This is a genomic window from Marinobacter sp. MIT930201 (assembly GCF_047122665.1).
GTDB lineage: Bacteria > Pseudomonadota > Gammaproteobacteria > Pseudomonadales > Oleiphilaceae > Marinobacter > Marinobacter salarius.
Genome location: NZ_CP138916.1, coordinates 144924 through 165576, shown reverse-complemented (window position 1 = coordinate 165576; position 20653 = coordinate 144924). Strand labels below are relative to the sequence as shown.

Below are 20653 nucleotides of genomic sequence, written 5' to 3'. Positions count from 1 at the left end.
ACCGACGTAAGTCGCATAGGGAAAGCACTGAAACGGGCATAAACTGAAGACATATTCAGGAGGGAATATGACTCAGTTAGCCCGGTTTCAGAAACGCATTTATGACATGATTCCGCTCTCGGAAGCATTGGGTGTGGAGCTGGTTTCCTATGACGGCCATGCGTTGTTGGTCAGTGCTCCGCTGGCCTCCAACCACAACCACCAGGGGACCGGCTTCGGGGGGAGTGTCTACTCGGTTGCAGTGATTTCCGCCTGGGGGTTGGTTGAGCTGGTATTGACCGACTTGGGATTGGCCGGAAAGGTGGTGATCCAGGTAGGTGAAATTGAGCACATTGAACCGGTAGACACGAACTTCTTCGCCCTGTGCCGCCTCCCCGGCGGTGAAGTCCCTGACCGATTCCGAAAAAGCCTGGCCCGCCATGGCAAGGGCCGGCTTTCCCTGATTGCTGAAGTGTACTGCGGCGAACCCACCACGGAACCCGTCAGAGAACCCGTTGCGGTTTTCCAGGGCCGTTTTGTGGTTCAGGGCGCGCATTCCCGTTCGGTGATCTAAGCGGACTTCCCGGCTGCCGCTTGAAGGCTGCGAACGTCAGCTAATGGCCCGGGTGTCGGAAATGGACTTGCTCATGAGGATGATCGGAATGATGCCGGCCAGCACGATAATCAATGCCGGCAGGGCGCTGTGGGCGAGCTTCTCGTCCGAGGCAAACTGGTACACGTAGGTGGCCAGGGTTTCAAAATTAAAGGGCCGCAGGATTAACGTCGCCGGCAGCTCCTTCATACAGTCCACGAACACCACCAACGCCGCTGTAATCAGGGTGCCCCGCAACATCGGCAGGTGAACCTTCAGCAGTGTATTGCCCGGTGTATGGCCCAGGGACCGGGAGGCCATGTCCATACTGGGTGTAATTTTCTGCAGGGCACTTTCCACACTGCCAGCGGAGACCGCCAGGAAGCGAACGGTATAGGCGAACACCAACGCAAAGGCGGTACCACTAAGCAGCAGCCCACTGCTGACCCCGAAGTTGTCCCTCAGGATGCCATCCACCCAGTTGTCAAAACCGGCTAGCGGCACAATCACGCCCACTGCGAGCACGGCCCCGGGCATGGCGTAGCCCAGGCTGGAAAGCCGCATCATCACGCGCATGCCCCGGGTATCGTGCAGGCGGCGGCTGTAGGCGAGGGTGACGCCAATGATCAGCGTGGTCAGCGCGGCGGTTCCCGAGAGAAACAGGCTGTTGAGCGTGTTGCGAACGAAGTCCGGGTTCCAGCTTTCGTCGAAGTACTCCCAGGCATAGTGACCAAGGGTGGCGGCTGGCAGCAGGAAACCGAAGATCACTGGTACGGCGCACACGGCCACGCACACCCACTGGCGCGGGCGTGACAGGGTAAAGCGGCGGATTGGCTCGCGGTTGTCCCGCGCTGCGAATTGTTGCTGTTTGCGCCGGGAATAGCGCTCCAGGGTCACCAGGATAACGACGAAGGCCAGCATGGTGGTGGCAATCTGCGCGGCGCCTCCCAGATTCCCCAGGTTCATCCAGGTGTCGAACAGGCCGGCGGTCAGGGTTTGTACCGCAAAGAAATCCACCGTACCGAAGTCGTTCAGGGTTTCCATCAATACCAGCGACAGGCCAACCGCTACGGCAGGCCGGGCAATCGGCAGCACCACCCGGAAGAAGGTGCTGATGGCGGAATGCCCCAGGCTACGGCTGACCGCAAACAGGGAAGGGGATTGCTCCAGGAACGCGGCCCGTGCCAGCAGGTATACATAGGGATAGAGCACCAGGCCGATCATCAGGGTGGCGCCTTCCAGGCTGCGGATTTCGGGGAACCAGTAGTCGGCGGCGTTGTGCCAGCCAAACCAGTCCCGCATGGCGGTCTGAACCGGCCCGGCGTAATCCAGAAGGCTGGTATAGACATAAGCAATGACATAGGCAGGCACCGCAAAGGGTAGCAGCATGGCCCATTCAAAAAACTTGCGACCGGGAAAGTCGCACATAGTGACCGCCCAGGCGCTGGCGAGGCCGATAACCAGCGTGATGAAAGCCACGCCGGCCATGAGTTGGAGTGTGGTAACCAGATAGCGGGGAAGCGTGGTGTCCAGCAGGTGAGGCCAGATATTCTCTTCCGGAAACAGCGCCAGGATAAGCACCGACAGTACCGGAAGCGCCACGATGGCGGTGGTCACTGCGGCGGTGATCAGCCAGCGTTTCGAGGTCCGTTTTGCCAGCAGGGGGTATCTCGCCCCGGTCTGTTCAATGGCCTCGGACATAGGTTTCCTTTGGGTGAATTGGGAATAGGGTGCGGATTGTACAAAAAAGCCGGGACCTGAGTCCCGGCTTTTTCAATACATGGCTGGTTTAGTTGTCGTAATCGACGCGATCAACCATCTTCACCGCTGCGCTGCGGTTTTCCGCGATTTCCTGGAGAGACAGGTCGTCCGGGTTAATCTCACCCCATTCGGCCACCATGCCGGAGGGCTTTACGTCGGGGTTGGCCGGGTATTCGGTGTTGGCCTCGGCGTAAATCTGCTGTGCCTTGGGCTCTGACAGGAACTCCATCAGGCGGATGGCGTTGTCACGGTTGGGCGCACTTTTGGTCAGGGCGATACCGCTGATGTTGATGTGAGTGCCACGGCCAGCCGCGTTGGGGAATACCAGACGTACGGACTCGGCGGCCTCGCGCTGGTTCTCGTCGTTCAGCATGTTGCCGTAGTAATAACTGTTACCGATGGCAATGTCGCACTCGCCGGCATGGATGGCCTTGATCTGGTCACGGTCACCGCCCTGGGGCTTGCGTGCCAGGTTGTCTTTCAGGCCTTCCAGCCACTCTTCAGTGGCTTCTTCGCCATGGTGGGCGATCATGGAGGAGAACAGGGCAATGTTGTAAGGGTGCTTGCCGCTGCGGGTACAGATGCGGTCATCCCACTTTTCATCCGCCAGTTGCTCGTAGGTCGTGATCTCGCCTTCTTCAACACGTTCCTTTGAGGCATAGATCAGCCGGCCGCGGGTGGTGAGGGCGAACCACTTGCCGTCAGGATGACGAAGGTTCTGCGGGATGTTGCTCTGCAGAGTTTCGTTTTCAATGCCTTCAACGAGGTCGCGCTCAACCAGCTCGTTGATGCGGGAGATATCCACCGTCATCACCAGGTCCGCGGGGCTGTTGCGTCCTTCACGCTCCAGTCGCTCTGCCAGGCCTTTCTTGGCGAAGACGACGTTGGTTTCGATCCCGGTTTCTTCCTGGAATGCATTCAGCAGCGGTTCCAGCAGGTAAGCCTGGCGGTAGGAGTAGATGTTGACCTCGCCGTCAGCGCTGGCCTGCAGGGGCAGCGCGCAGGCTGCTGCGATGGCAGTCGCCGCAAGTTTCATTTTCATGGTAGGTATTCCTTTATGGTTTTGGGTAAGGGGTGATCTTTATACGTGTAGTGAGACGTAATGGTAGTTAACAATGCCAACTATTCTTATTTGTGTTGCGCTGAGTGTCAATACACCGTTGCCAACTTATCTCGGAAATGGTGTTATGCTTCGGAAGACTATAAAAACTATGTAAAAAGTGGTGGGCATACAGACTATGGTTGGGAATGATCGAAGAGTGCACGGTCGCACAGCAATGAGTGCGAAGGTTCGGGTTACCCATGAAGAACTTGGTGAATTCGTGTTCTCAACCAGGGACATTTCCGATGGCGGCGTTTTTATTGTTGTCGACACCGAACCCTTCGCACCGTCGATCGGTGACAGTGTTCAGGTTCAGGTGCAGGGCCTTCCGGTGCCTGCTCCCGTGCTGGATATGGTGGTGGTACGTAAGACCAACGACGGTTTTGGTCTACAGTTTGCGGATCAATAGACGGTGCTCACCTGAATGATATTCAACAGATCTTTCTTCCCTATGCGGCTTATCGTCGCCGTTCTGCCATTTGTCCTGAGTGGGTGCGCATCCTATTACACCCACTACGCGGTGTTTCCCGCTGAGAATTCGGCTGGCGAAGATCGCCAGGTAAAATTGACGTGGCAGACTGCCGAATACCCCGGCTGGTGGGTGGCGGATAACCGGTCCACACCCATTACCGTCGAAACCCAATGCAGCGCCCGTGAATGGCGTCTGGTGGATGACAGCCATGAAGACTCCGCCAACCAATCCTGCGGGGAGGGTATCCGGGCCTGCGGTAACGAAGGGCTGGACCGTGTTGCCCGCACGGGCGCGTCGGCAGCTGGCAAGCGCTGCATGACGATAAATGCGGACGATCCGGCGGCACGCGTCACCGATATTGGTTCGTCACTGGATCTGCTGGTGTCCTGTGAGCCGGTCAAGACCGTTCGGGGTAGTGGCGATGATGCCGACAACATCGACTATATCCGGGCTTCAACGGTGCCTTACACTATCTATAGCCGCAAATCCCCCCGTGGATCACTTCACGCCCGGCCGCCGGAACTGGATGATTCGGTTTGTGACGACGAATAGAAGGGCAGCGACCTGTCAGTAATGTGAATGGTGTCACGTTGCTACATTTTGTTTCCTGATGATAGTTTCGGTTACTCCCTGTCGCGTTCCGGTTACTTCACACTACATAAATGTAATGGACTCTTTCTGAGCGGGCGTCACAATAGTGATTATCGATTCGTGCACGTGTTAGAGGTGTCCCGTGGGAGTCCGTCAAAAGAAAATTGCTGTACACGATCTGGAGATTGGCATGTTTGTGTCCGATCTCGATCGCCCGTGGCATCAGACGCCTTTCCCCATCCAGGGCTTTCACATCCGCTCCCAGAACGATGTGCGTTCGCTGGTTACTCACTGCAAGTGGGTGATTATCGATGAGGCCGAGGTTCGCGAGGCCATCGATCAGAGCAAACCCGGAAAACGCATCTTCAGGCGCCCGAGCAAACGCTCAGGGCATGAGCGAGATTCGGTACAGTTGCCGCCTCTCAATATCAAGGAGCCGGTCAAGTACGACTCCGTAACGACCATGCGCAGAGAACTGAAGGTGTCCAAGAAGCTGATGATCGATGCGGAAGCGTCGCTGAATCAGGTTTTCGAGGCCATTCGTCAGCATGAAACGCCGGACCTTAGGGGGGTGGCTGTCGTCACCCAGAAAATGGTTTCCAGCGTTGTTCGCAATCCCGATGCCATGCTGTGGCTCAGCCGCACCCGTCACCATGACAACTATACGTATCGGCACTCCCTGAATACGGCAGTATGGGCACTGGTCTGTGGCCGTCAGTTGGGCCTGAATGAAGGCCTTCTCAATCACCTTGGGCTGGGCTGCCTGCTGTCTCAGGTTGGCAAGCTGGACCTTCCAGCCCGCATTCTTGCCAATGAGGGCAAGCTGGATTCCGAGGACTTCTCCGTGTACCGCACTTACGTAGAGCGCGGTGTTGCGAAGCTTGCGGACAGCGGTTTATCTCGTGCGGTTCTCAGTGTTGTGCAGGGCCACCGCGAACGGCATAACGGATCCGGTTTCCCGGAAGGTGTCCGAGGCGACCGGATTCCACTGCTGGCCAAGGTGGCGGGGCTGTCGGAATATTTCGAGACACTGATTGGCCCGCGGACTTCGGCGGAGCCCATGACGCCGGCCCGCGCGGTGACGCTGTTGTATGAAATGCGCAACATTGAATTCCAGGAGGACCTGGTAGAGCAGTTTATCCAGGCCATTGGCATTTACCCCACCGGCAGCCTGGTTGAGCTTAACGATGGCCAGCGCGGTATTGTGGTTTCCCATGCGCCGGAGCGTCGGTTGTGGCCGAAGGTTATGGTGATGACGGACTGCTATCACCGGCCGTTGAAGTCCGCCCGGATCGTGGACCTTGCAAAATACAATGAAGGGCGTGGCGCGCATGACACTCTGACAGTGGCCGAGTGCCTGCCCCATGGCACGGAAGGGTTGAACCCGGAGCACTACGACGTGACTGGTGCGGAGTCCCGCTGGAACCTGTCACGCATTGTCGGCGCCTGATACGGCTCGGGTTATCGAGCAATTATTGAATAAGTACCCTGAGCTGTTTCTTCACCCATCGGTAGGTACCTTCGGGGCGGAAGTTCACCAACAGCTCGGATTCTCCTCCGGATTCACCCGCAACAAAATACTCCACAGACGCTGACTGCCAATCGAAAGAGTGCACCACCACATCCTGATCGCGGGTGCTGATGGCTTCGATGGTATCCAGTTGCGGCTGATCGGCTATCTTGCGTACCCGCACGGTTTTGATGGCGGTGTCCGAAGCGGGGAATTCCGCCACATAATCGTCCAGGTAATAACGGTTGGACAGTTGGGTGCTGATGGTGTCCAGTTCCCGCGTGAGATAACCCTCGGCGTCCTCGACATCCACATCCTCCAGGCTGCGAACGGCGTTGAGGATGCGATCGCGCTTGCTTTGCAGGTCCTCCCGATACTCGACGTCTTCGTCACGGTCCTCTTCTTCGTCCGGGCGAGGGTCCGCGTTGGCGATTTCCTCTTCGGTGGGTGGGTCTTCACAAAGCTCATCGTCGGCTGGGTAGAAGCAGATGCTTTGCAGCAACTGGTTGGCGGGAGACGGCGAGTTGCCGCCTTCGGCGAAGTCGCTTTCAGGAACATTGAAGTCGATCGGCGCGTCCAGGTCGGGTAGCGCGGCATTCAGTTGCGTAATAACCCGCTCCCGTATGTCGATGCCCTGGCCATTGGAGAGGTTCAGGCTCCAGTTGAGCGCCAGTAGAAACCGCGTCATGTTGATCAGGGTAACTTCATCCTGGATCAGTTGCTGTTCTGTCAGTCGGTGGTTCTGCAGTCCTTCGTCGGTGGTGCCTGGTATCTCCAGCGCAGTTCGCAGGTCCGGGAAGAATTCCAGAGGGGTGACAATGGACCGCGCGGGAATCCCATCCGCCAGTTGCAGGTTGCCGACGCGAAGGCTGATCCGTTCGCCGGGGTAGTAGTTGAAGCGTCCGTTGGCGTCAGTGGTGCCGTTGCGGCTGGCTGTGGAATAGGTAAGCCCGGTGATACCCGCCGGCATGAGCTGCCCCGTGCGTGAACCGTCATCTCCGCCGCTGCCGTCGCCACCGAAGCACCCGGCCAGTAGGACCGTTAATGCGAGCGGGCAAATCAGAGACGGTAATGCAGATGTGAAGTGAACGGATCTCATGGTGGCGCGTACATTCCCTGGCGTTCGGTCGGTGGTGCAAGACCTTTTGTAAGTTGTTGTAACCGGCATTATAAGGACGGCACTGGTGCCATATCGGGAAACCTGTCGCAGTTTGGGGTTTTAGTCGGTGTAGCGGGATTGCGCCGAACTACTTGAATTTCACTTTCCGGGCCTCCAGTTATAGCTTTTGTTTTTTCTATTCCACTATTGGGCGCGGCAGCAGCATTGTCGGTGGCCCCTGCAGCTCTGGATTCACTATGACCAACGCACTTGAAATCGAAGGTCTGGTCAAGACCTATGGCGACGGCTTCCAGGCCCTGAAAGGGATTGACCTGCATGTCGCCGAAGGTGACTTTTTTGCCTTGCTAGGACCCAACGGGGCGGGGAAGTCCACCACCCTTGGCATTGTTTGCTCACTGGTGAATAAAAGCGCGGGCAAGGTTCGCGTATTCGGATCTGACATCGACACCCATCTATCGGACGCCAAACTGAACCTGGGTGTTGTGCCCCAGGAGTTCAACTTTAACCAGTTTGAGAAGGTGTTCGACATTGTGACCACCCAGGCGGGCTATTACGGTATTCCTCTGAAGAAGGCATCGGAGTCCGCAGAAAAGTACCTGCGCCAGCTTGGGCTCTGGGATAAGCGCAATACGCCGGCCATGATGCTGTCGGGGGGCATGAAGCGGCGGCTGATGATTGCCCGGGCGCTGGTGCATGAACCCAAGCTGCTAATTCTGGATGAGCCCACGGCCGGGGTGGATATCGAGTTGCGCCGCTCCATGTGGACGTTCCTGGAAGAGATGAACCGACAGGGCACCACCATCATCCTGACCACCCACTACCTGGAGGAAGCGGAAGCCCTGTGCCGCAATATTGCCATCATCGACCACGGCAAGATCCTGCGTCACACCAGCAAGCGAGCGTTGTTGCAGCAGTTGAGCTCTGAAACCTTTGTGCTGGACACCGCCGAGCCGTTGACGGAAGCACCGGTGCTCGACGGTTTCTTCAGTCACATGGATGACGAGGGTGCCCTGGTGGTGGATGTGGAAAAGGGCCAGAGTCTGAACGGCATGTTCATCCAGCTGGAAGAGCAGGGCGTTCGCGTGGTCAGCATGCGCACCAAAGCCAACCGACTCGAAGAGCTGTTTATCCGCATGGTTGAGGACAACAACCCCCGTAACGCCACCCAGGGAGAAACCGCATGAGAACGGATGCGATGCTGACCGCGTATAAAACCATCGTCACCCGTGAAATCCGTCGCTTCATGCGGATATGGCCACAAACCCTGTTGCCACCGGCGGTCACCATGACGCTGTACTTTATTATTTTCGGCAACCTCATTGGCTCGCGCATCGGGGTGATGGGCGGCTTCGATTATATGGCGTTCATTGTTCCAGGGCTGATCATGATGTCGGTGATCACCAGTTCCTACGCCAACGTGGTGTCGTCGTTTTTCTCCATGAAGTTCCAGCGCAGCATTGAGGAGTTGCTGGTGTCACCTGTGCCCAACTGGGTGATCCTCGCCGGCTATGTAACAGGTGGTATGTCCCGGGGATTGGGCATTGGGTTGATCGTAACGCTGCTGTCACTGGGCTTTACGCAGTTGTCGATCCATCATCTGCCGATGGTGATCCTGACGGTGTTCCTGACATCGGCGCTGTTTTCGTTAGGTGGTTTCATCAATGCCATGCTGGCGACCAAGTTTGATGATATTTCCATTGTGCCGACCTTTGTTCTGACACCGCTGACTTACCTGGGCGGGGTGTTCTACTCGATCGACATGCTGCCGGGGTTCTGGCAAGGGGTGTCGATGATCAACCCGATACTCTACATGGTGAATGCCTTCCGCTACGGTATTCTGGGCGTGTCGGATGTTAATCCCTACGTCGCCCTTGGTATGATTCTGCTGTTTATTGCCATTCTGTCTGCCATTTCCCTGCGCATGTTGGCGCGCGGTAAGGGCATACGTCACTGATGAACGTTTCCCAGGATTGATCATGGCCCTTAATGATGCCCCGCTGGGCAAATCCAGCGACTACCCGGATGCCTACGATCCGCAATTGTTGTTTCCCGTGGCACGGGAGGAAAACCGTCGCCGCATCGGCCTGGAGGATGGCCGCTGGCCCTGGTTCGGGGAAGACTTGTGGCAGGCCTGGGAAATTTCCTGGTTGCGCACCGGGGGCGTGCCCGCAGTCGCCTGGGCGGAAATTCGGGTGCCTTCGGCGTCGCCGTCGATTATTGAGTCCAAGTCTCTCAAGCTGTACCTGAATTCCCTGAACCAGACGGTGTTTTCCTCCGCCGATCAGGTTCGGGATGTGATTGCTCGTGACCTGTCGAGCGCAAGCGGTGCGGCGGTCAATGTAGACCTGCACAGTGTTGATCAGGGAGCGAGAGCGGTCGGTCGGCCGGAAGGCTTCGTGCTGATCGACGACGAGGATGTGGAATCCGTGGGCTACGACTACAACCCGGACAGCCTACAGGCGACGGGTGATGTGGTGTCGGAGAAACTGTGTTCGCACCTGCTGAAAAGCAATTGCCCCGTCACCGGCCAACCGGACTGGGCAACGGTGCTGATCGATTACACCGGCCCGGCGATGGACCGGGCAGGGCTGCTGCAATACATCGTGAGTTTTCGCCAGAAGCAGGACTTTCATGAGCATTGTGTGGAAACGATGTTTACCGACCTGATGGCCCGTTGTCAGCCGCAGAAGCTGTCGGTGTGCGCCCGTTATACGCGAAGGGGTGGTCTGGATATCAACCCCTGGCGCAGTACCGACCCGGAAGAGGCGGTAGGGCCACGGTTGATCAGGCAGTAGGTGTAAAGGCGGGAACGGTCAGGAATCCTCTTCCTGGCGCAGTCGCTCAGCGGCATCCTCGAGCGCAGACAGGATGGACTCCCGTTCCCGTTCGGTGATTTTTTCCGAATCCAGGTACATGGCAAAGCCGCTGCGTTCGTGCTCAAGGAAACTGCGGTTGGGGCCCATGTCGCGGCGGAAATCCACCACTTCGTAGATGGAGACCGGGCGGCCGAAGCCTTTAACCGTGATCTCGCCCTTGTCGCGGCACATGATGCGGTCCTTGATCAGCGAGAAGGTTTCGTAGGAGATCAGGATTTCACCGGGTTCAGCCAGGGATTCCAGGCGGCTGGCCAGGTTCACTTCCTTGCCGATGATGGTGTAGTCCATGCGGTTCTCGGCGCCGAAGTTGCCAACGGTGGTGTAGCCTGTGCTGATGCCCATGCGGATTTCCAGCGGTGTCTTGATACCCTGGCTGCGCCATTTCTGCCGCATGATTTTCATGTGTTTACGCATTTCCACCGCCATGGACACGCAGGCGAAGGCGTCTTCTTTCTGGCCCCGGCTGGTGGGGTCACCGAAGAAAATCATGATGGAATCGCCAACGAACTTATCGATGGTGCCGCCGTATTTGAGGGCCACTTCCGACATTTCGTTGAAGTAGTGGTTCAGCAGTTCCGTCAGTGCTTCCGGCTCCATCTCTTCGGACAGTTCTGTAAAACCCTTGATGTCGGAGAAGAAGACGGCCAATTTCTTGCGTTGTGTTTCCAGCCGCACGTCTCTTTCACCGGTAAAGATGGACTGCCACACCTGCGGTGACAGATACTTGGAGAGTTTGTGGGACAGGGCAATGGATTGTTCCCGCTGATTCTGGATCTGGGTTTTTGCCATCATCAGCGCGCGGGCCTGCTGGTGGGAATAGAACGCAGTCACACAGATATAAAGGCCGGTGGCACTGATCGCGATAATGCTGGTGATCATCGGCGACTGCAGTGACTCGGCGGGGCCCACGATGGCAACGCCGATGGCGCCGCAGGCGGCCATGATCATGGTGCCTAGCAGCCACTGGCGGATGCCGCCCACAATCAGGCAACTAAACATCAGCATCAGTGCCACGGCGACCGAGGGTATCGCAATCAATCCAATGCAGCCGACGAATCCACCCCCGATGGCGCAATCCGTTAACAGCATTTTCTGGCGAATACGGGATGAGTTACGGAGAAACGTTCGCCGGGTAAGTTGATGGGCAATGTGTGGCCAGGTCAGGGCGCCTGAAAGCAGCCACAGCATCCACAGGCCGAAGACGTCTTGCAGTACGCCTGACACAATAATGCCGGCAGTCGCCGTATACGCCAGTATCCTGCCGTTGTAATCCGGCATGGGCGGGATGGCAATCGGATGGTTCTGCGCGTCAAGCACGGCGGCCTTGCTGGCACTGGTACTGGCGTTACGCAGGTCAATCGGTGCGCTCATCATTCAGAAACGGATCCGCCCGACGAGCATATCTCTGAACATCACCCAATCGCCCATCAGGCTGTACAGTGGGTGTTTGAAGGTGGCAGGTCGGTTTTTCTCGAAGCCATAGTGGCCAACCCAGGCAAACCCGTAGCCGATGACGGGCAGGAGCAACAGATAGAGGAACTTGGCCGTTACAATGGCGTAGAGTGTAACGAGGATAACCAGTAGGCTGCCGACGAAGTGAAGCCTGCGGCAGTTTACATCGCTATGTTCTTCAAGGTAGTACGGATAGAAGTCCGCGAAATTGCGGAATGTTTGCTGTTGGCTCATAGGGCGTCTACCGGCTCGCTTATCGTTTTTAAGGTAGATAGTACTGTCTGATAGTGGAAAGTACTTAGACTAAAGACTAACAGTAAACCATCTGTCCCACAATTCATACGGTCGTTTGGCCCGAACTGACGTATTGAAATCAACCACAGCGAGGCGATATGACAGCAGTAATGGAAGCCCTGTTAAAACGATCTTCAGAGCCACGCCTGGAGGCGCCAGCACCGGACCCGGCAACGCTTGAAAATGCCTTTGCCTGCGCCGCGAGGGCGCCGGACCATGCGTTGCTGAGGCCCTGGCGGTACCTGATTATTGAGGGAGACGAGGCATTGAACGCCCTGGGTGAATTGTTTGCCGCCACCTGTGGCGACGGCGCCTCGGAAAAGGAGCGGGAAAAACGCTGCAAGAAGGCACTGCGGGCGCCTATGGTGATCGTTGGCGTTGCGTCTTACCAGTCCCATCCCAAAGTGCCGGAGATCGAGCAGTCCATGTCGGCCGCGGTGGGGATGGGGTATTTGTTGTTGGCTCTGGAGTCCGCCGGGTTTGGAGGCATGTGGCGTACCGGTGCCATGGCGCACGATCCAGCTATCAAGCGAGGCTTGGGGCTGCAGGACAATGAGATCATAACCGGGTTCCTGTATACCGGCAGTGTCAGTGCGCACAAGCCCAGCATACCCAGGCCTGAACCCAAAGAGTTTGTCAGGCGCTGGCCCCACTAGTTGCCGCCCCGTTGCCCCCGCCCCCGGCGCGGGGGAAATCCCTTGCCGCTTTCCGCCCTCAATTTACGATTCGGATAAGCCGATACCTGCCTCAGCCCGCACACCGCAACACCTCCTGAAAACTGGCATCGCGATTGCTTTTACCTCTGCAAGAACGCACAAACGGCAAAACGACCAACGCCGTGTGCAGGAATCGGAGGCACTATGGCAATTTCCCTGGACAAAGCATTAGGCATTCATCAGCACGCCCTGGAAGGCAGGGTAAAGCGTGCGGAGGTGTTGGCCAACAACCTCGCCAACGCAGATACCCCGGGCTACAAGGCGCGGGATGTGGACTTTCAGGCGATGATGCAGAAGGCCCAGGACAGCATGAGTGGTTTCGGCATGACCCGTACCCACGAGTCCCATATGGACACCTCGCCCATGGGCGCGGACAGCGAATTGCTCTATCGGGTACCGCACCAGCCGTCCGTGGACGGCAACACGGTGGATGCCCAGCAGGAGCAAACCCGTTTCATGCGTAATGCCATGGATTACCAGGCCAGTTTCCAGTTCCTGGACGGAAAGGTTTCAGGCATCAAAAAGGCACTCTCTGGCCAGTAAAACTGGGCGCAGCCATTAATTGAGGAGCACCATCATGTCTCTGGGTAACATTTTCGACATCGCCGGTTCCGGTATGACAGCCCAGTCGCTGCGGCTGAACACCACTGCGTCCAACATCGCCAATGCCGAGACGGCCAGTTCCAGTACGGATCAGACCTATCGCGCCCGCAAGCCTGTTTTCGCGGCGATACAGCAGTCCATGCTGAATCCGTCTCAGCAGAGCATGGCGTTTGGCAGCGACAACGGCCCGGGGGCAGGCGTTCGGGTTGAAGGCATCGTCGAGAGTGACGCCGAGTTGCAGATGCGCTACGAGCCTGATCATCCCGCCGCGAACGAGGATGGGTACGTGTTCTACCCCAACGTCAACGTGGTTGAAGAAATGGCGGACATGATGTCGTCGTCGCGCAGCTTCCAGATGAATGTGGACATTATGAACAGCGCCAAATCCATGATGCAGCGTATCCTGACCCTGGGTCAGCAGTAACCGAGCGAGGATTGAATCATGAGCGTAGTGAATAACACGACAGACGCTTCGGATGTGCTGAGCCAGTATCGAGTGCAGCAGGATCAGGCCAAGAGCGGAAGTGAGCTGGGCAAGAACGAGTTCATGGAATTGATGATCGCTCAGCTCAAAAACCAGAACCCTCTCGAACCTCAGGACAACGGCGAATTCATCTCTCAGCTGGCGCAGTTCAGCTCCCTGGAGGAAATGCAGAGCCTGTCCGGCAGTGTCGACGATATGGCCAGCCAGTTCCGCTCCACCCAGGCACTGCAGGCCTCTGCAATGGTCGGGCGTACGGTCTTGGCACCTTCATCCATTGGCGTGCTTGGCGCGGACGGTGAAATATCCGGCAACGTTTCCGTTCCGGCAACCACATCCGGGCTGAGAATCACCATTGAGAATGAGTCCGGTGAGCAGGTCCGGCAGATTGATATGGGTGAGCAGCAGCCTGGCCAGACAGCGTTCAGCTGGGACGGCAAGGATGGCAACGGCAACAGTTTGCCACCCGGACGCTACAAGGTGGTCGCAGAAGCCTCGTACCCCGGCGGGCTTGAGCAACTCGGCACCATGGTCAGCGCCAATGTCGACAGTGTGTCGCTGGGGCAGGGTGGCAGCATTACTCTGAACCTGGCCGGCATGGGCTCCATCGCGCTGCAAGATGTTCAGCAGATTAATTGATACCGGTGAAACAGTAAGAGGTGGAGTATGGGTTTTAACACAGGTCTTAGCGGTTTAAGGGCGTCATCGGTTGATCTGGATGTCACCGGTAACAACATTGCCAATGCGAGCACAGTAGGTTTCAAGAGCAGTCAGGCGCAGTTTGGCGACCTGTACGCTAGTGGTTTCCTGAGTGCCGGCACCAATCCGATTGGGGACGGTGTGCGGGTGCAGGACGTGAAGCAGAATTTTGGGCAGGGCAATATCAGTTTCACCGACAACGGCCTGGACCTTGCCATCAACGGTGACGGTTTCTTTGTGCTGAATAATGGCGGTGAGGTGCGGTATTCCCGTGCCGGCCAGTTCGGTGTCGACAAAGACGGGTTTGTCACCAATAACCAGAACATGCGGGTTCAGGGCTTCGTTGCCGATGAAGACGGTAACCTTTCCGGTATTCGTGGTGACCTGCAGGTTGAAACCGATAATCTGGCGCCTCGTCGGACCACGAATCTACGCTCGGACCTGAACCTGGATTCCCGGGAAACCGTGTTGGAACGCCGAGTTGCCGATATGGGTGATTACACGGCGCCCGCCGGCTCCACCGGTTTTCCGTCTGAAACCTTCGAAATCACCTACGCAGATGGCAGCGTGGTTAGCGTGCCCATCAACGCGGCGGGATCGACTGATTTCTCAGCGGCTGACGTTGTGGATGTGCTCAATGGGCAGGACGGTCTCTCTGCCTCCGCGACCACCACCTATGAGGGGATGTCCGAGGCGGACTTGAACGCCGCCATTGCGGCTGGCAACTTCAGCTTTGACCTTGCGGTAGGCGGGGTCACTGTGCCCGTTGATACGACAGGTGTGACCGATGCGGCTTCGCTGGTCACTGCAATTAACAACGCCCAGGCGCCGACGATCTCGGCGTCGCTCACAGGCGGTAACCTGAGGCTGATCGACAACCGTGGCAACAACGTCACCGCCGGTTTTACCAGCGACGGCCCGAACCCGGCACCGGAGACAACCGTTGGCACGGTGAGGCCGCAGGCCGATCGGGAGATTACCGATATTGCGTCAACCAGCGGCGCCACGAACCTCACGGATTCATGGAACGCACGCAACATTGAGATTACCAACCAGTTCAATCCACTGGATCAGCGTACTTACAACCACGCAACATCGACCACCGTTTACGACAGCCTGGGTAACTCTCACGAGATGACCCAGTTCTACGTGAAGCAACCGGCCCCAGGTAATGGTGTGGGTGTGAGTGAATGGTCCGTATACCTGCAGATCGACGGTGAATTCGTGGCCGGAACCGATCAGAACCCCTACCAGGCTCGTTTTGACCAGGACGGGGAGTTGCAATCGGTGAACGGTGACCCCAATGGCGAGATTCTGATCAGCGACTGGACGCCGAAGGATGCCGACGGCACTCCGAACGGCGCAGATGGCCCTCCGGGGCCGGGTGAAAATATCACCACGCCCATTCCAGAGCCTCCGACCACCTCGGCCTTTGTGCTGGACCTTGGCAATACCACCCAGTACGGCAGCAACTTTGGGGTAAACGACCAGCGTCAGAACGGCTATGCCACCGGTAGGCTGTCGGGTCTGGATGTGTCGGACCAGGGTGTTCTGTTTGCCCGGTACACCAATGGTCAATCCCAGTCCCTGGGCCAGGTCGCGTTGGCTTCGTTCAACAATACCAACGGTCTGTCGCCGGTGGGCGAAACCTCTTGGGTTGAAACCTTCGAGTCCGGCCAGCCGATTATTGGTGCGCCTGATACCGGAACCCTGGGGGCGATCAAGGCCAGCTCCATTGAGGAGTCCAACGTGGACCTGTCGGCGGAACTGGTAAACCTGATCATTGCCCAGCGGAACTACCAGGCCAACGCCAAGACGATTGAGACTTCCGATGCGGTTACCCAGACCATCATCAACCTCCGCTAGTTCTAAAATGTGAACATGGCACAACTCCTGCTTGAACATAGGAAAGACTGGAAACAGTCAATATTCCGGCAGGAGTTTTCCCATGGACAAAGCCCTCTATCTAGGAATGTCCGGCGCCAAGCAGAACATGCTTTCCCAGCGCGCCCACGCCAATAACCTGGCAAACGTCAGTACCACCGGTTTCAAGGCGGATTTCGCCCAGGCCCGCAGCATGCCGGTGTTTGGTGAGCACCATCCCACACGTGCCTATGCCATGGCCGAGAGGCCTGGAACAGACCTTTCCGCCGGTGCGTTGATGGACACTGGCCGCAAACTGGACGTCGCCGTTGAGGGCGATGGTTGGCTGGCCGTGCAGAATCAGCAGGGCGAGGAAGTGTTCACCCGGTCCGGCGGCATGCAGATCGACGTCAACGGCCTGATGCGTCTCTCCAGCGGAGAGATGGTGATGGGCAATGGCGGGCCGGTAGCGCTGCCGCCATTCGATAACGTGCAGATTGGCGCGGACGGAACCATTTCCGTGGTACCCGTCGGCGGCCCGCCGGATCAGCTGGTTGAGGTGGATCGACTGAAGCTGGTGAACCCACCACGGGACGCGCTGGAAAAAGGCGTAGATGGCTTTATTCGTCGCAAGGCAGATCAGGCGCTGAATGGCCCTGAGCCGCCCGATGCCACTATGCGCGTTGCGTCGGGGTTTCTGGAAAGCTCCAACGTGAACGCGGTGGAAGAGATGATCTCCAATCTGCAATTGTCCCGTCAGTACGAAATGCAGGTGAAGATAATGACCACCGCCAACGAGAATGCCGAAGCGTCGGCACGACTGTTGCAGAACCTCTGATAAACCCTATGAACATCGACCGGGTGAGCGCAGAAGCGGCAAAAATCGACCGCATTGAAAACGCCCCCGGCAAGGAGTAGACGACATGCATCCAGCACTTTGGGTCAGCAAAACCGGGTTGAGCGCGCAGGACACCAATATGTCCACGATCTCCAACAACCTGGCTAACGTGAACACCACCGGTTTCAAACGCGACCGCGCAGTGTTCCAGGATCTGCTGTACCAGATTGACCGGCAACCCGGTGGTCTGAATACCCAGAACTCGGAGCTGCCGTCCGGTCTCCAACTGGGTACCGGTGTTCGCATCGTCGGCACGGCCAAGCAGTTTTCCCAGGGCAACCTGGAAGTCACCGAGCAGCCCCTGGACATGGCAGTGAACGGCCGCGGATTCATGCAGATCCTGCTCCCGGACGGGCAGATTGCCTATACCCGCGATGGCCAGTTCCAGTTGAACTCCAACGGCGACATCGTCAACCCCGATGGCTACACCCTGGAGCCGAACATCAACGTTCCTGAAAACGCCACTAACATCACCATTGGCAAGGACGGCACAGTAACGGCTGTTACCGATGACCAGGCGGCTCCGGTGAACCTGGGCGAAATTACCCTGGTGGATTTCATTAACCCCCAGGGCTTGCAGGCAATTGGTCATAACCTTTTCAAAGCGACCAACGCCAGTGGTGATCCGGCGGAAGGTGTGCCAGGTCTCTTAGGCCTAGGGTCTCTGGAGCAGGGCATGGTGGAGTCCTCCAATGTGGAAGTTGTGGAAGAATTGGTTAACATGATTACCACCCAAAGAGCTTATGAGATGAACTCAAAAGTGGTCTCCGCGACTGACCAGATGCTCCAGTTTATTACGAATAATATAGGCTAACCATGAGAGGGCGCTGGGAGAAGAGTTATGATGCGTGCACGTCATGAAAACAGCAGATTGAGCCAGATCAGCTCGGTATTGATGGTCGCTGGACTGGTGATACTTCAGGGATGTACGGCGCTGAGCCGAGAACGTCCTGTGCCGGACGACCCCGCCTATACACCGGTTCGAGCGGATAAAATGATGCAGCGTGACCCCAACTCTGGCGCCATCTATCAGTCGGCCCGCAACTACAGTCTTTACGGAGATACTGTGGCTCTGAACATTGGTGATGTGCTCACAGTTAATCTGGAGGAGTCTACCCGCGCTAGCAAGAATGCCGACACCCGTATTATCAAAGACAATGAAATCACATTGCCCGAGCCAAACATTCTGGGCAAGAATAACTTCGGGATCGGTACTTCACTTAACAAAGAGCGTGATTTTAAAACCAGAGCCGATGCTGATCAGAGCAACAGTCTTGCTGGCAGCATTACAGTCTCGGTGACTGAGGTGCTGCCTAACGGCGTGCTGAGAGTAAGAGGCGAGAAGTGGCTGTCGCTGACCAATGGTGACGAGTATATACGCCTGACCGGTCTTGTTCGTCCAGAGGACATCTCGCCGGACAACACCGTGGCGTCCAATCGTATTGCTGATGCCCGTATCGCCTACGGCGGTACCGGTGATTTCGACCAGGCCAACCAGATGGGCTGGCTGGCGAGGTTCTTCAACAGTGAGTGGTTCCCGCTATGAAAATGCTGAGGTTTGGGATACTGATGATTGCGCTCTCCGTGATCGCAGCGCCTGTGCTGGCGGACCGCCTGAAGGACCTGGCGCGCATCAAGGGCGTGCGTAACAACCAGCTGGTCGGTTACGGACTGGTGGTTGGCCTGGATGGTACTGGTGATAAAGCGCCGTTTACCAACCAGACCTTTCGTAACATGATGACCCAGTTCGGCATTACCCTGCCGCCGGGCGTAAATCCCAAGCTTGCCAACGTAGCTGCGGTGACCATTACTGCGACTCTGCCGCCCTTCGCCAAGCCGGGTCAGGAGCTGGACATTACGGTATCGTCCATCGGCAACGCCGACAGCCTGCGTGGCGGTACCCTGTTGATGTCGCCGTTAAAGGGGGCCGACGACCAGGTTTATGCCATGGCCCAGGGTAGCCTGGTGGTGGGTGGCTTCGGTGCCCAGGGCGCCGACGGTTCGCGGATTACCGTAAACGTTCCCAGTGTTGGCCGGATTCCCAATGGTGCCACCATTGAGCGGGAAGTGATGTCGCCCTTTACCCGTGGCGATACCATTACGTTCAACCTGTTGCGGGCTGATTTCACAACGGCTCGCCGGGTTGTGGAGGCGATTAATGGTCAATTGGGCCCGGACATGGCGTACGCCCACGATGCCACCTCGGTCTCCGTCAAGGCGCCACGGGATCCATCCCAGCGGGTGAGCTTCCTGTCGATTCTGGAAAACATTGAGGTTAACCCGGCTGAAGATGCCGCCAAGGTGGTGATTAACAGCCGCACCGGCACCATTGTGGTCGGGCAGAACGTCAAGGTCAGCCCGGCGGCGGTGACCCACGGCAACCTGACCGTCACCATCGAAGAGAACCCCGAAGCCAATCAGCCAAACCCGTTCACCGATGGTGAAACGGTTATAGAACCCAATTCCCAGATAGCCATCACCGAAGACCCGGCCCGGATGTTCCAGTTTGGCCCGGCGGTCACCCTGAACGAAATTGTCCAGGCTGTGAACCAGGTAGGTGCCGCGCCCGGTGACGTGATGGCGGTGCTGGAAGCCCTCAAACAGGCTGGCGCCTTGCGCGCCGAGCTGATTGTGATTTAGGGGGGGGCGTGATGCAGGATTCCAGTCTCCAGAAAGCTCAGGTTTATACCGATTTTGGCGGTCTGAACGCGTTGAAGGCCCAGGCCAGGACCGACAAAGAAGCGGCGCTTGAGGAAGTGGCCAAGCAGTTTGAGGGCCTGTTCCTGTCGGAAATGGTCAAGGCTATGCGTAAGGCCGGTGATGTATTTGCGGAGGGTAACTATCTCAACAGCCAGCAGTCGGAGTTCTATCGCGAAATGTTCGATAGCCAGTTGAGCCTGACGCTGTCGCAAAAGCAGGGTACGGGGATTTCCGATGCCCTGGTGCGCCAGCTAAGCCGGCAGATTCCTGGCATGGATGAGAAGGGTGAACCGATGGCGGCCCATAAGACCGCGCTGGCGGATTATGACCGTAGTGTGCCGGTACTGTCGCCGCGCCTGCCTGAGCAGATGGACAAGGTAAATCAGGTGGCTGATGTCACCGCCAGCCGAGAGCCGGCGCCGGAAGCCAATACCGTCATGCCAAGCCGGTTCGACTCGCCGGAACAGTTTGTCCGTGAACTCTTGCCCGTCGCGGAAAAGGTAGCGGCGCAAAGCGGTATCAACCCACGAGTAATGATTGCACAGGCGGCACTGGAAACCGGTTGGGGCAGGCACATGATTGAAGGTGATGGTGGCTCGCCCAGCTTTAACCTGTTCGGCATCAAGGCAGACACCCGCTGGCAGGGTGAGTCGGTGAACATTGCCACCACAGAATTCCGCGAAGGTGTGCCGATGAACGAACGGGCCGCATTCCGGGCCTACCCGGACTATGAATCCAGCTTCCGGGATTATGTTTCATTCCTCGAATCCAATCCTCGCTATCGGGATGTACTGGCGGCGGCGGATGATCCAGAGTTGTTTGCAAACCGGCTTCAGGAAGCGGGGTACGCCACCGATCCGAACTACGGTGCGAAGATTCGCCGTATTATGAACAATGACTCCATGACAACCTTGTCCATGGGTACGCGTGGGGCTGAGGAGTAA

At 57.4% G+C, this 20653-nt stretch carries 22 protein-coding genes; 17 read left to right on the top strand and 5 right to left on the bottom strand.

All coding sequences use genetic code 11. The features are described from left to right. Positions 1–67: 67 nt before the first annotated feature. Positions 68–553: a YiiD C-terminal domain-containing protein gene (locus SIC19_RS00765; protein WP_127401093.1), complete on the top strand. Its 486-nt coding sequence runs from the start codon at positions 68–70 to the stop codon at positions 551–553. A 36-nt stretch (positions 554–589) separates the two neighbouring features. Here SIC19_RS00765 and SIC19_RS00760 read toward each other — a convergent pair whose 3' ends face one another. Together SIC19_RS00760 and SIC19_RS00755 are read right to left on the bottom strand one after the other, a co-directional pair. Continuing rightward, on the bottom strand, positions 590–2272 hold the full coding sequence (locus SIC19_RS00760) for an ABC transporter permease (protein WP_091642017.1): 1683 nt from the start codon (positions 2270–2272) through the stop codon (positions 590–592). Positions 2273–2360: 88 nt separating this feature from the next. After that, on the bottom strand, positions 2361–3374 hold the full coding sequence (locus SIC19_RS00755; RefSeq protein ID WP_036208249.1) for a Fe(3+) ABC transporter substrate-binding protein: 1014 nt from the start codon (positions 3372–3374) through the stop codon (positions 2361–2363). Positions 3375–3570: 196 nt separating this feature from the next. Between SIC19_RS00755 and SIC19_RS00750 the strand changes: the two genes are divergently transcribed. From SIC19_RS00750 to SIC19_RS00740, 3 genes are all read left to right on the top strand, one after another. Continuing rightward, positions 3571–3843 carry a PilZ domain-containing protein gene (locus SIC19_RS00750; RefSeq protein ID WP_036208246.1) on the top strand — a complete coding sequence of 91 codons (273 nt, stop codon included), beginning with the start codon at positions 3571–3573 and terminating at the stop codon, positions 3841–3843. 15 nt (positions 3844–3858) lie between these two features. Beyond that, on the top strand, positions 3859–4458 hold the full coding sequence (locus SIC19_RS00745; RefSeq protein ID WP_036208231.1) for a hypothetical protein: 600 nt from the start codon (positions 3859–3861) through the stop codon (positions 4456–4458). A 181-nt stretch (positions 4459–4639) separates the two neighbouring features. Next, positions 4640–5947 carry an HD-GYP domain-containing protein gene (locus SIC19_RS00740; RefSeq protein ID WP_041333177.1) on the top strand — a complete coding sequence of 436 codons (1308 nt, stop codon included), beginning with the start codon at positions 4640–4642 and terminating at the stop codon, positions 5945–5947. A gap of 22 nt (positions 5948–5969) precedes the next feature. Here the strand turns inward: SIC19_RS00740 and SIC19_RS00735 are convergent, their stop codons facing one another. Then, entirely contained in the window at positions 5970–7106 is a 1137-nt protein-coding gene (locus tag SIC19_RS00735; RefSeq protein WP_228712235.1) for an organic solvent ABC transporter permease, read from the bottom strand. A gap of 257 nt (positions 7107–7363) precedes the next feature. Between SIC19_RS00735 and SIC19_RS00730 the strand changes: the two genes are divergently transcribed. The 3 genes from SIC19_RS00730 to queF are packed head-to-tail and all read left to right on the top strand — an operon-like array spanning position 7364 to position 9922. After that, entirely contained in the window at positions 7364–8311 is a 948-nt protein-coding gene (locus tag SIC19_RS00730) for an ABC transporter ATP-binding protein (protein WP_036208221.1), read from the top strand. Next, positions 8308–9081 (top strand): ABC transporter permease, encoded by a 774-nt coding sequence (locus SIC19_RS00725; RefSeq protein ID WP_036208218.1) that lies wholly within the window; start codon positions 8308–8310, stop codon positions 9079–9081. Before SIC19_RS00730 ends, SIC19_RS00725 begins: the two co-directional genes overlap by 4 nt. A gap of 22 nt (positions 9082–9103) precedes the next feature. After that, complete coding sequence (queF, locus tag SIC19_RS00720) at positions 9104–9922, top strand: NADPH-dependent 7-cyano-7-deazaguanine reductase QueF (RefSeq protein WP_036208215.1); 819 nt, start codon at positions 9104–9106, stop codon at positions 9920–9922. Positions 9923–9940: 18 nt separating this feature from the next. Here the strand turns inward: queF and SIC19_RS00715 are convergent, their stop codons facing one another. Continuing rightward, positions 9941–11377 (bottom strand): adenylate/guanylate cyclase domain-containing protein, encoded by a 1437-nt coding sequence (locus SIC19_RS00715; protein WP_075196862.1) that lies wholly within the window; start codon positions 11375–11377, stop codon positions 9941–9943. Beyond that, on the bottom strand, positions 11378–11689 hold the full coding sequence (locus tag SIC19_RS00710; protein WP_036208209.1) for a DUF962 domain-containing protein: 312 nt from the start codon (positions 11687–11689) through the stop codon (positions 11378–11380). Positions 11690–11847: 158 nt separating this feature from the next. On the opposite strand from SIC19_RS00710, the gene SIC19_RS00705 reads away from it, so the two are divergent. The 10 genes from SIC19_RS00705 (at position 11848) to flgJ (ending at position 20653) form a co-directional block, all read left to right on the top strand. Then, entirely contained in the window at positions 11848–12405 is a 558-nt protein-coding gene (locus SIC19_RS00705; protein WP_075196861.1) for a nitroreductase, read from the top strand. A gap of 204 nt (positions 12406–12609) precedes the next feature. Continuing rightward, positions 12610–13008 (top strand): flagellar basal body rod protein FlgB, encoded by a 399-nt coding sequence (gene flgB, locus SIC19_RS00700; RefSeq protein ID WP_036208203.1) that lies wholly within the window; start codon positions 12610–12612, stop codon positions 13006–13008. Between the two features lie 34 nt (positions 13009–13042). Beyond that, positions 13043–13492 carry a flagellar basal body rod protein FlgC gene (flgC, locus tag SIC19_RS00695; RefSeq protein ID WP_036208201.1) on the top strand — a complete coding sequence of 150 codons (450 nt, stop codon included), beginning with the start codon at positions 13043–13045 and terminating at the stop codon, positions 13490–13492. An 18-nt stretch (positions 13493–13510) separates the two neighbouring features. After that, positions 13511–14188, top strand: a complete 678-nt coding sequence (locus tag SIC19_RS00690; RefSeq protein WP_036208198.1) for a flagellar hook assembly protein FlgD — start codon at positions 13511–13513, stop codon at positions 14186–14188. A 27-nt stretch (positions 14189–14215) separates the two neighbouring features. Next, positions 14216–16114, top strand: coding sequence for a flagellar hook protein FlgE (locus tag SIC19_RS00685; RefSeq protein ID WP_127401095.1), 1899 nt, complete (start codon positions 14216–14218; stop codon positions 16112–16114). A gap of 82 nt (positions 16115–16196) precedes the next feature. Next, positions 16197–16949, top strand: a complete 753-nt coding sequence (locus SIC19_RS00680) for a flagellar basal body rod protein FlgF (protein ID WP_127401097.1) — start codon at positions 16197–16199, stop codon at positions 16947–16949. Positions 16950–17034: 85 nt separating this feature from the next. Beyond that, a complete protein-coding gene (gene flgG, locus SIC19_RS00675) occupies positions 17035–17823 on the top strand; it encodes a flagellar basal-body rod protein FlgG (RefSeq protein ID WP_127401099.1) in 789 nt (262 codons plus the stop codon). 81 nt (positions 17824–17904) lie between these two features. Continuing rightward, on the top strand, positions 17905–18555 hold the full coding sequence (flgH, locus tag SIC19_RS00670; RefSeq protein WP_412535616.1) for a flagellar basal body L-ring protein FlgH: 651 nt from the start codon (positions 17905–17907) through the stop codon (positions 18553–18555). After that, positions 18552–19649, top strand: coding sequence for a flagellar basal body P-ring protein FlgI (locus tag SIC19_RS00665; RefSeq protein WP_127401101.1), 1098 nt, complete (start codon positions 18552–18554; stop codon positions 19647–19649). Before flgH ends, SIC19_RS00665 begins: the two co-directional genes overlap by 4 nt. 11 nt (positions 19650–19660) lie before the next feature. Continuing rightward, positions 19661–20653 carry a flagellar assembly peptidoglycan hydrolase FlgJ gene (gene flgJ, locus SIC19_RS00660; protein WP_127401103.1) on the top strand — a complete coding sequence of 331 codons (993 nt, stop codon included), beginning with the start codon at positions 19661–19663 and terminating at the stop codon, positions 20651–20653.

Excerpts from the sequence above, each read along its gene's own strand:
- SIC19_RS00765 (WP_127401093.1), top strand. The coding sequence starts at position 68 with ATGACTCAGTTAGCCCGGTTTCAGAAACGCATTTATGACATGATTCCG.
- SIC19_RS00760 (WP_091642017.1), bottom strand. The coding sequence starts at position 2,272 with ATGTCCGAGGCCATTGAACAGACCGGGGCGAGATACCCCCTGCTGGCA.
- SIC19_RS00755 (WP_036208249.1), bottom strand. The coding sequence starts at position 3,374 with ATGAAAATGAAACTTGCGGCGACTGCCATCGCAGCAGCCTGCGCGCTG.
- SIC19_RS00750 (WP_036208246.1), top strand. The coding sequence starts at position 3,571 with ATGGTTGGGAATGATCGAAGAGTGCACGGTCGCACAGCAATGAGTGCG.
- SIC19_RS00745 (WP_036208231.1), top strand. The coding sequence starts at position 3,859 with ATGATATTCAACAGATCTTTCTTCCCTATGCGGCTTATCGTCGCCGTT.
- SIC19_RS00735 (WP_228712235.1), bottom strand. The coding sequence starts at position 7,106 with ATGAGATCCGTTCACTTCACATCTGCATTACCGTCTCTGATTTGCCCG.
- SIC19_RS00730 (WP_036208221.1), top strand. The coding sequence starts at position 7,364 with ATGACCAACGCACTTGAAATCGAAGGTCTGGTCAAGACCTATGGCGAC.
- SIC19_RS00725 (WP_036208218.1), top strand. The coding sequence starts at position 8,308 with ATGAGAACGGATGCGATGCTGACCGCGTATAAAACCATCGTCACCCGT.
- queF (WP_036208215.1), top strand. The coding sequence starts at position 9,104 with ATGGCCCTTAATGATGCCCCGCTGGGCAAATCCAGCGACTACCCGGAT.
- SIC19_RS00715 (WP_075196862.1), bottom strand. The coding sequence starts at position 11,377 with ATGATGAGCGCACCGATTGACCTGCGTAACGCCAGTACCAGTGCCAGC.
- SIC19_RS00710 (WP_036208209.1), bottom strand. The coding sequence starts at position 11,689 with ATGAGCCAACAGCAAACATTCCGCAATTTCGCGGACTTCTATCCGTAC.
- SIC19_RS00705 (WP_075196861.1), top strand. The coding sequence starts at position 11,848 with ATGACAGCAGTAATGGAAGCCCTGTTAAAACGATCTTCAGAGCCACGC.
- flgB (WP_036208203.1), top strand. The coding sequence starts at position 12,610 with ATGGCAATTTCCCTGGACAAAGCATTAGGCATTCATCAGCACGCCCTG.
- flgC (WP_036208201.1), top strand. The coding sequence starts at position 13,043 with ATGTCTCTGGGTAACATTTTCGACATCGCCGGTTCCGGTATGACAGCC.
- SIC19_RS00690 (WP_036208198.1), top strand. The coding sequence starts at position 13,511 with ATGAGCGTAGTGAATAACACGACAGACGCTTCGGATGTGCTGAGCCAG.
- SIC19_RS00685 (WP_127401095.1), top strand. The coding sequence starts at position 14,216 with ATGGGTTTTAACACAGGTCTTAGCGGTTTAAGGGCGTCATCGGTTGAT.
- SIC19_RS00680 (WP_127401097.1), top strand. The coding sequence starts at position 16,197 with ATGGACAAAGCCCTCTATCTAGGAATGTCCGGCGCCAAGCAGAACATG.
- flgG (WP_127401099.1), top strand. The coding sequence starts at position 17,035 with ATGCATCCAGCACTTTGGGTCAGCAAAACCGGGTTGAGCGCGCAGGAC.
- flgH (WP_412535616.1), top strand. The coding sequence starts at position 17,905 with ATGGTCGCTGGACTGGTGATACTTCAGGGATGTACGGCGCTGAGCCGA.
- SIC19_RS00665 (WP_127401101.1), top strand. The coding sequence starts at position 18,552 with ATGAAAATGCTGAGGTTTGGGATACTGATGATTGCGCTCTCCGTGATC.
- flgJ (WP_127401103.1), top strand. The coding sequence starts at position 19,661 with ATGCAGGATTCCAGTCTCCAGAAAGCTCAGGTTTATACCGATTTTGGC.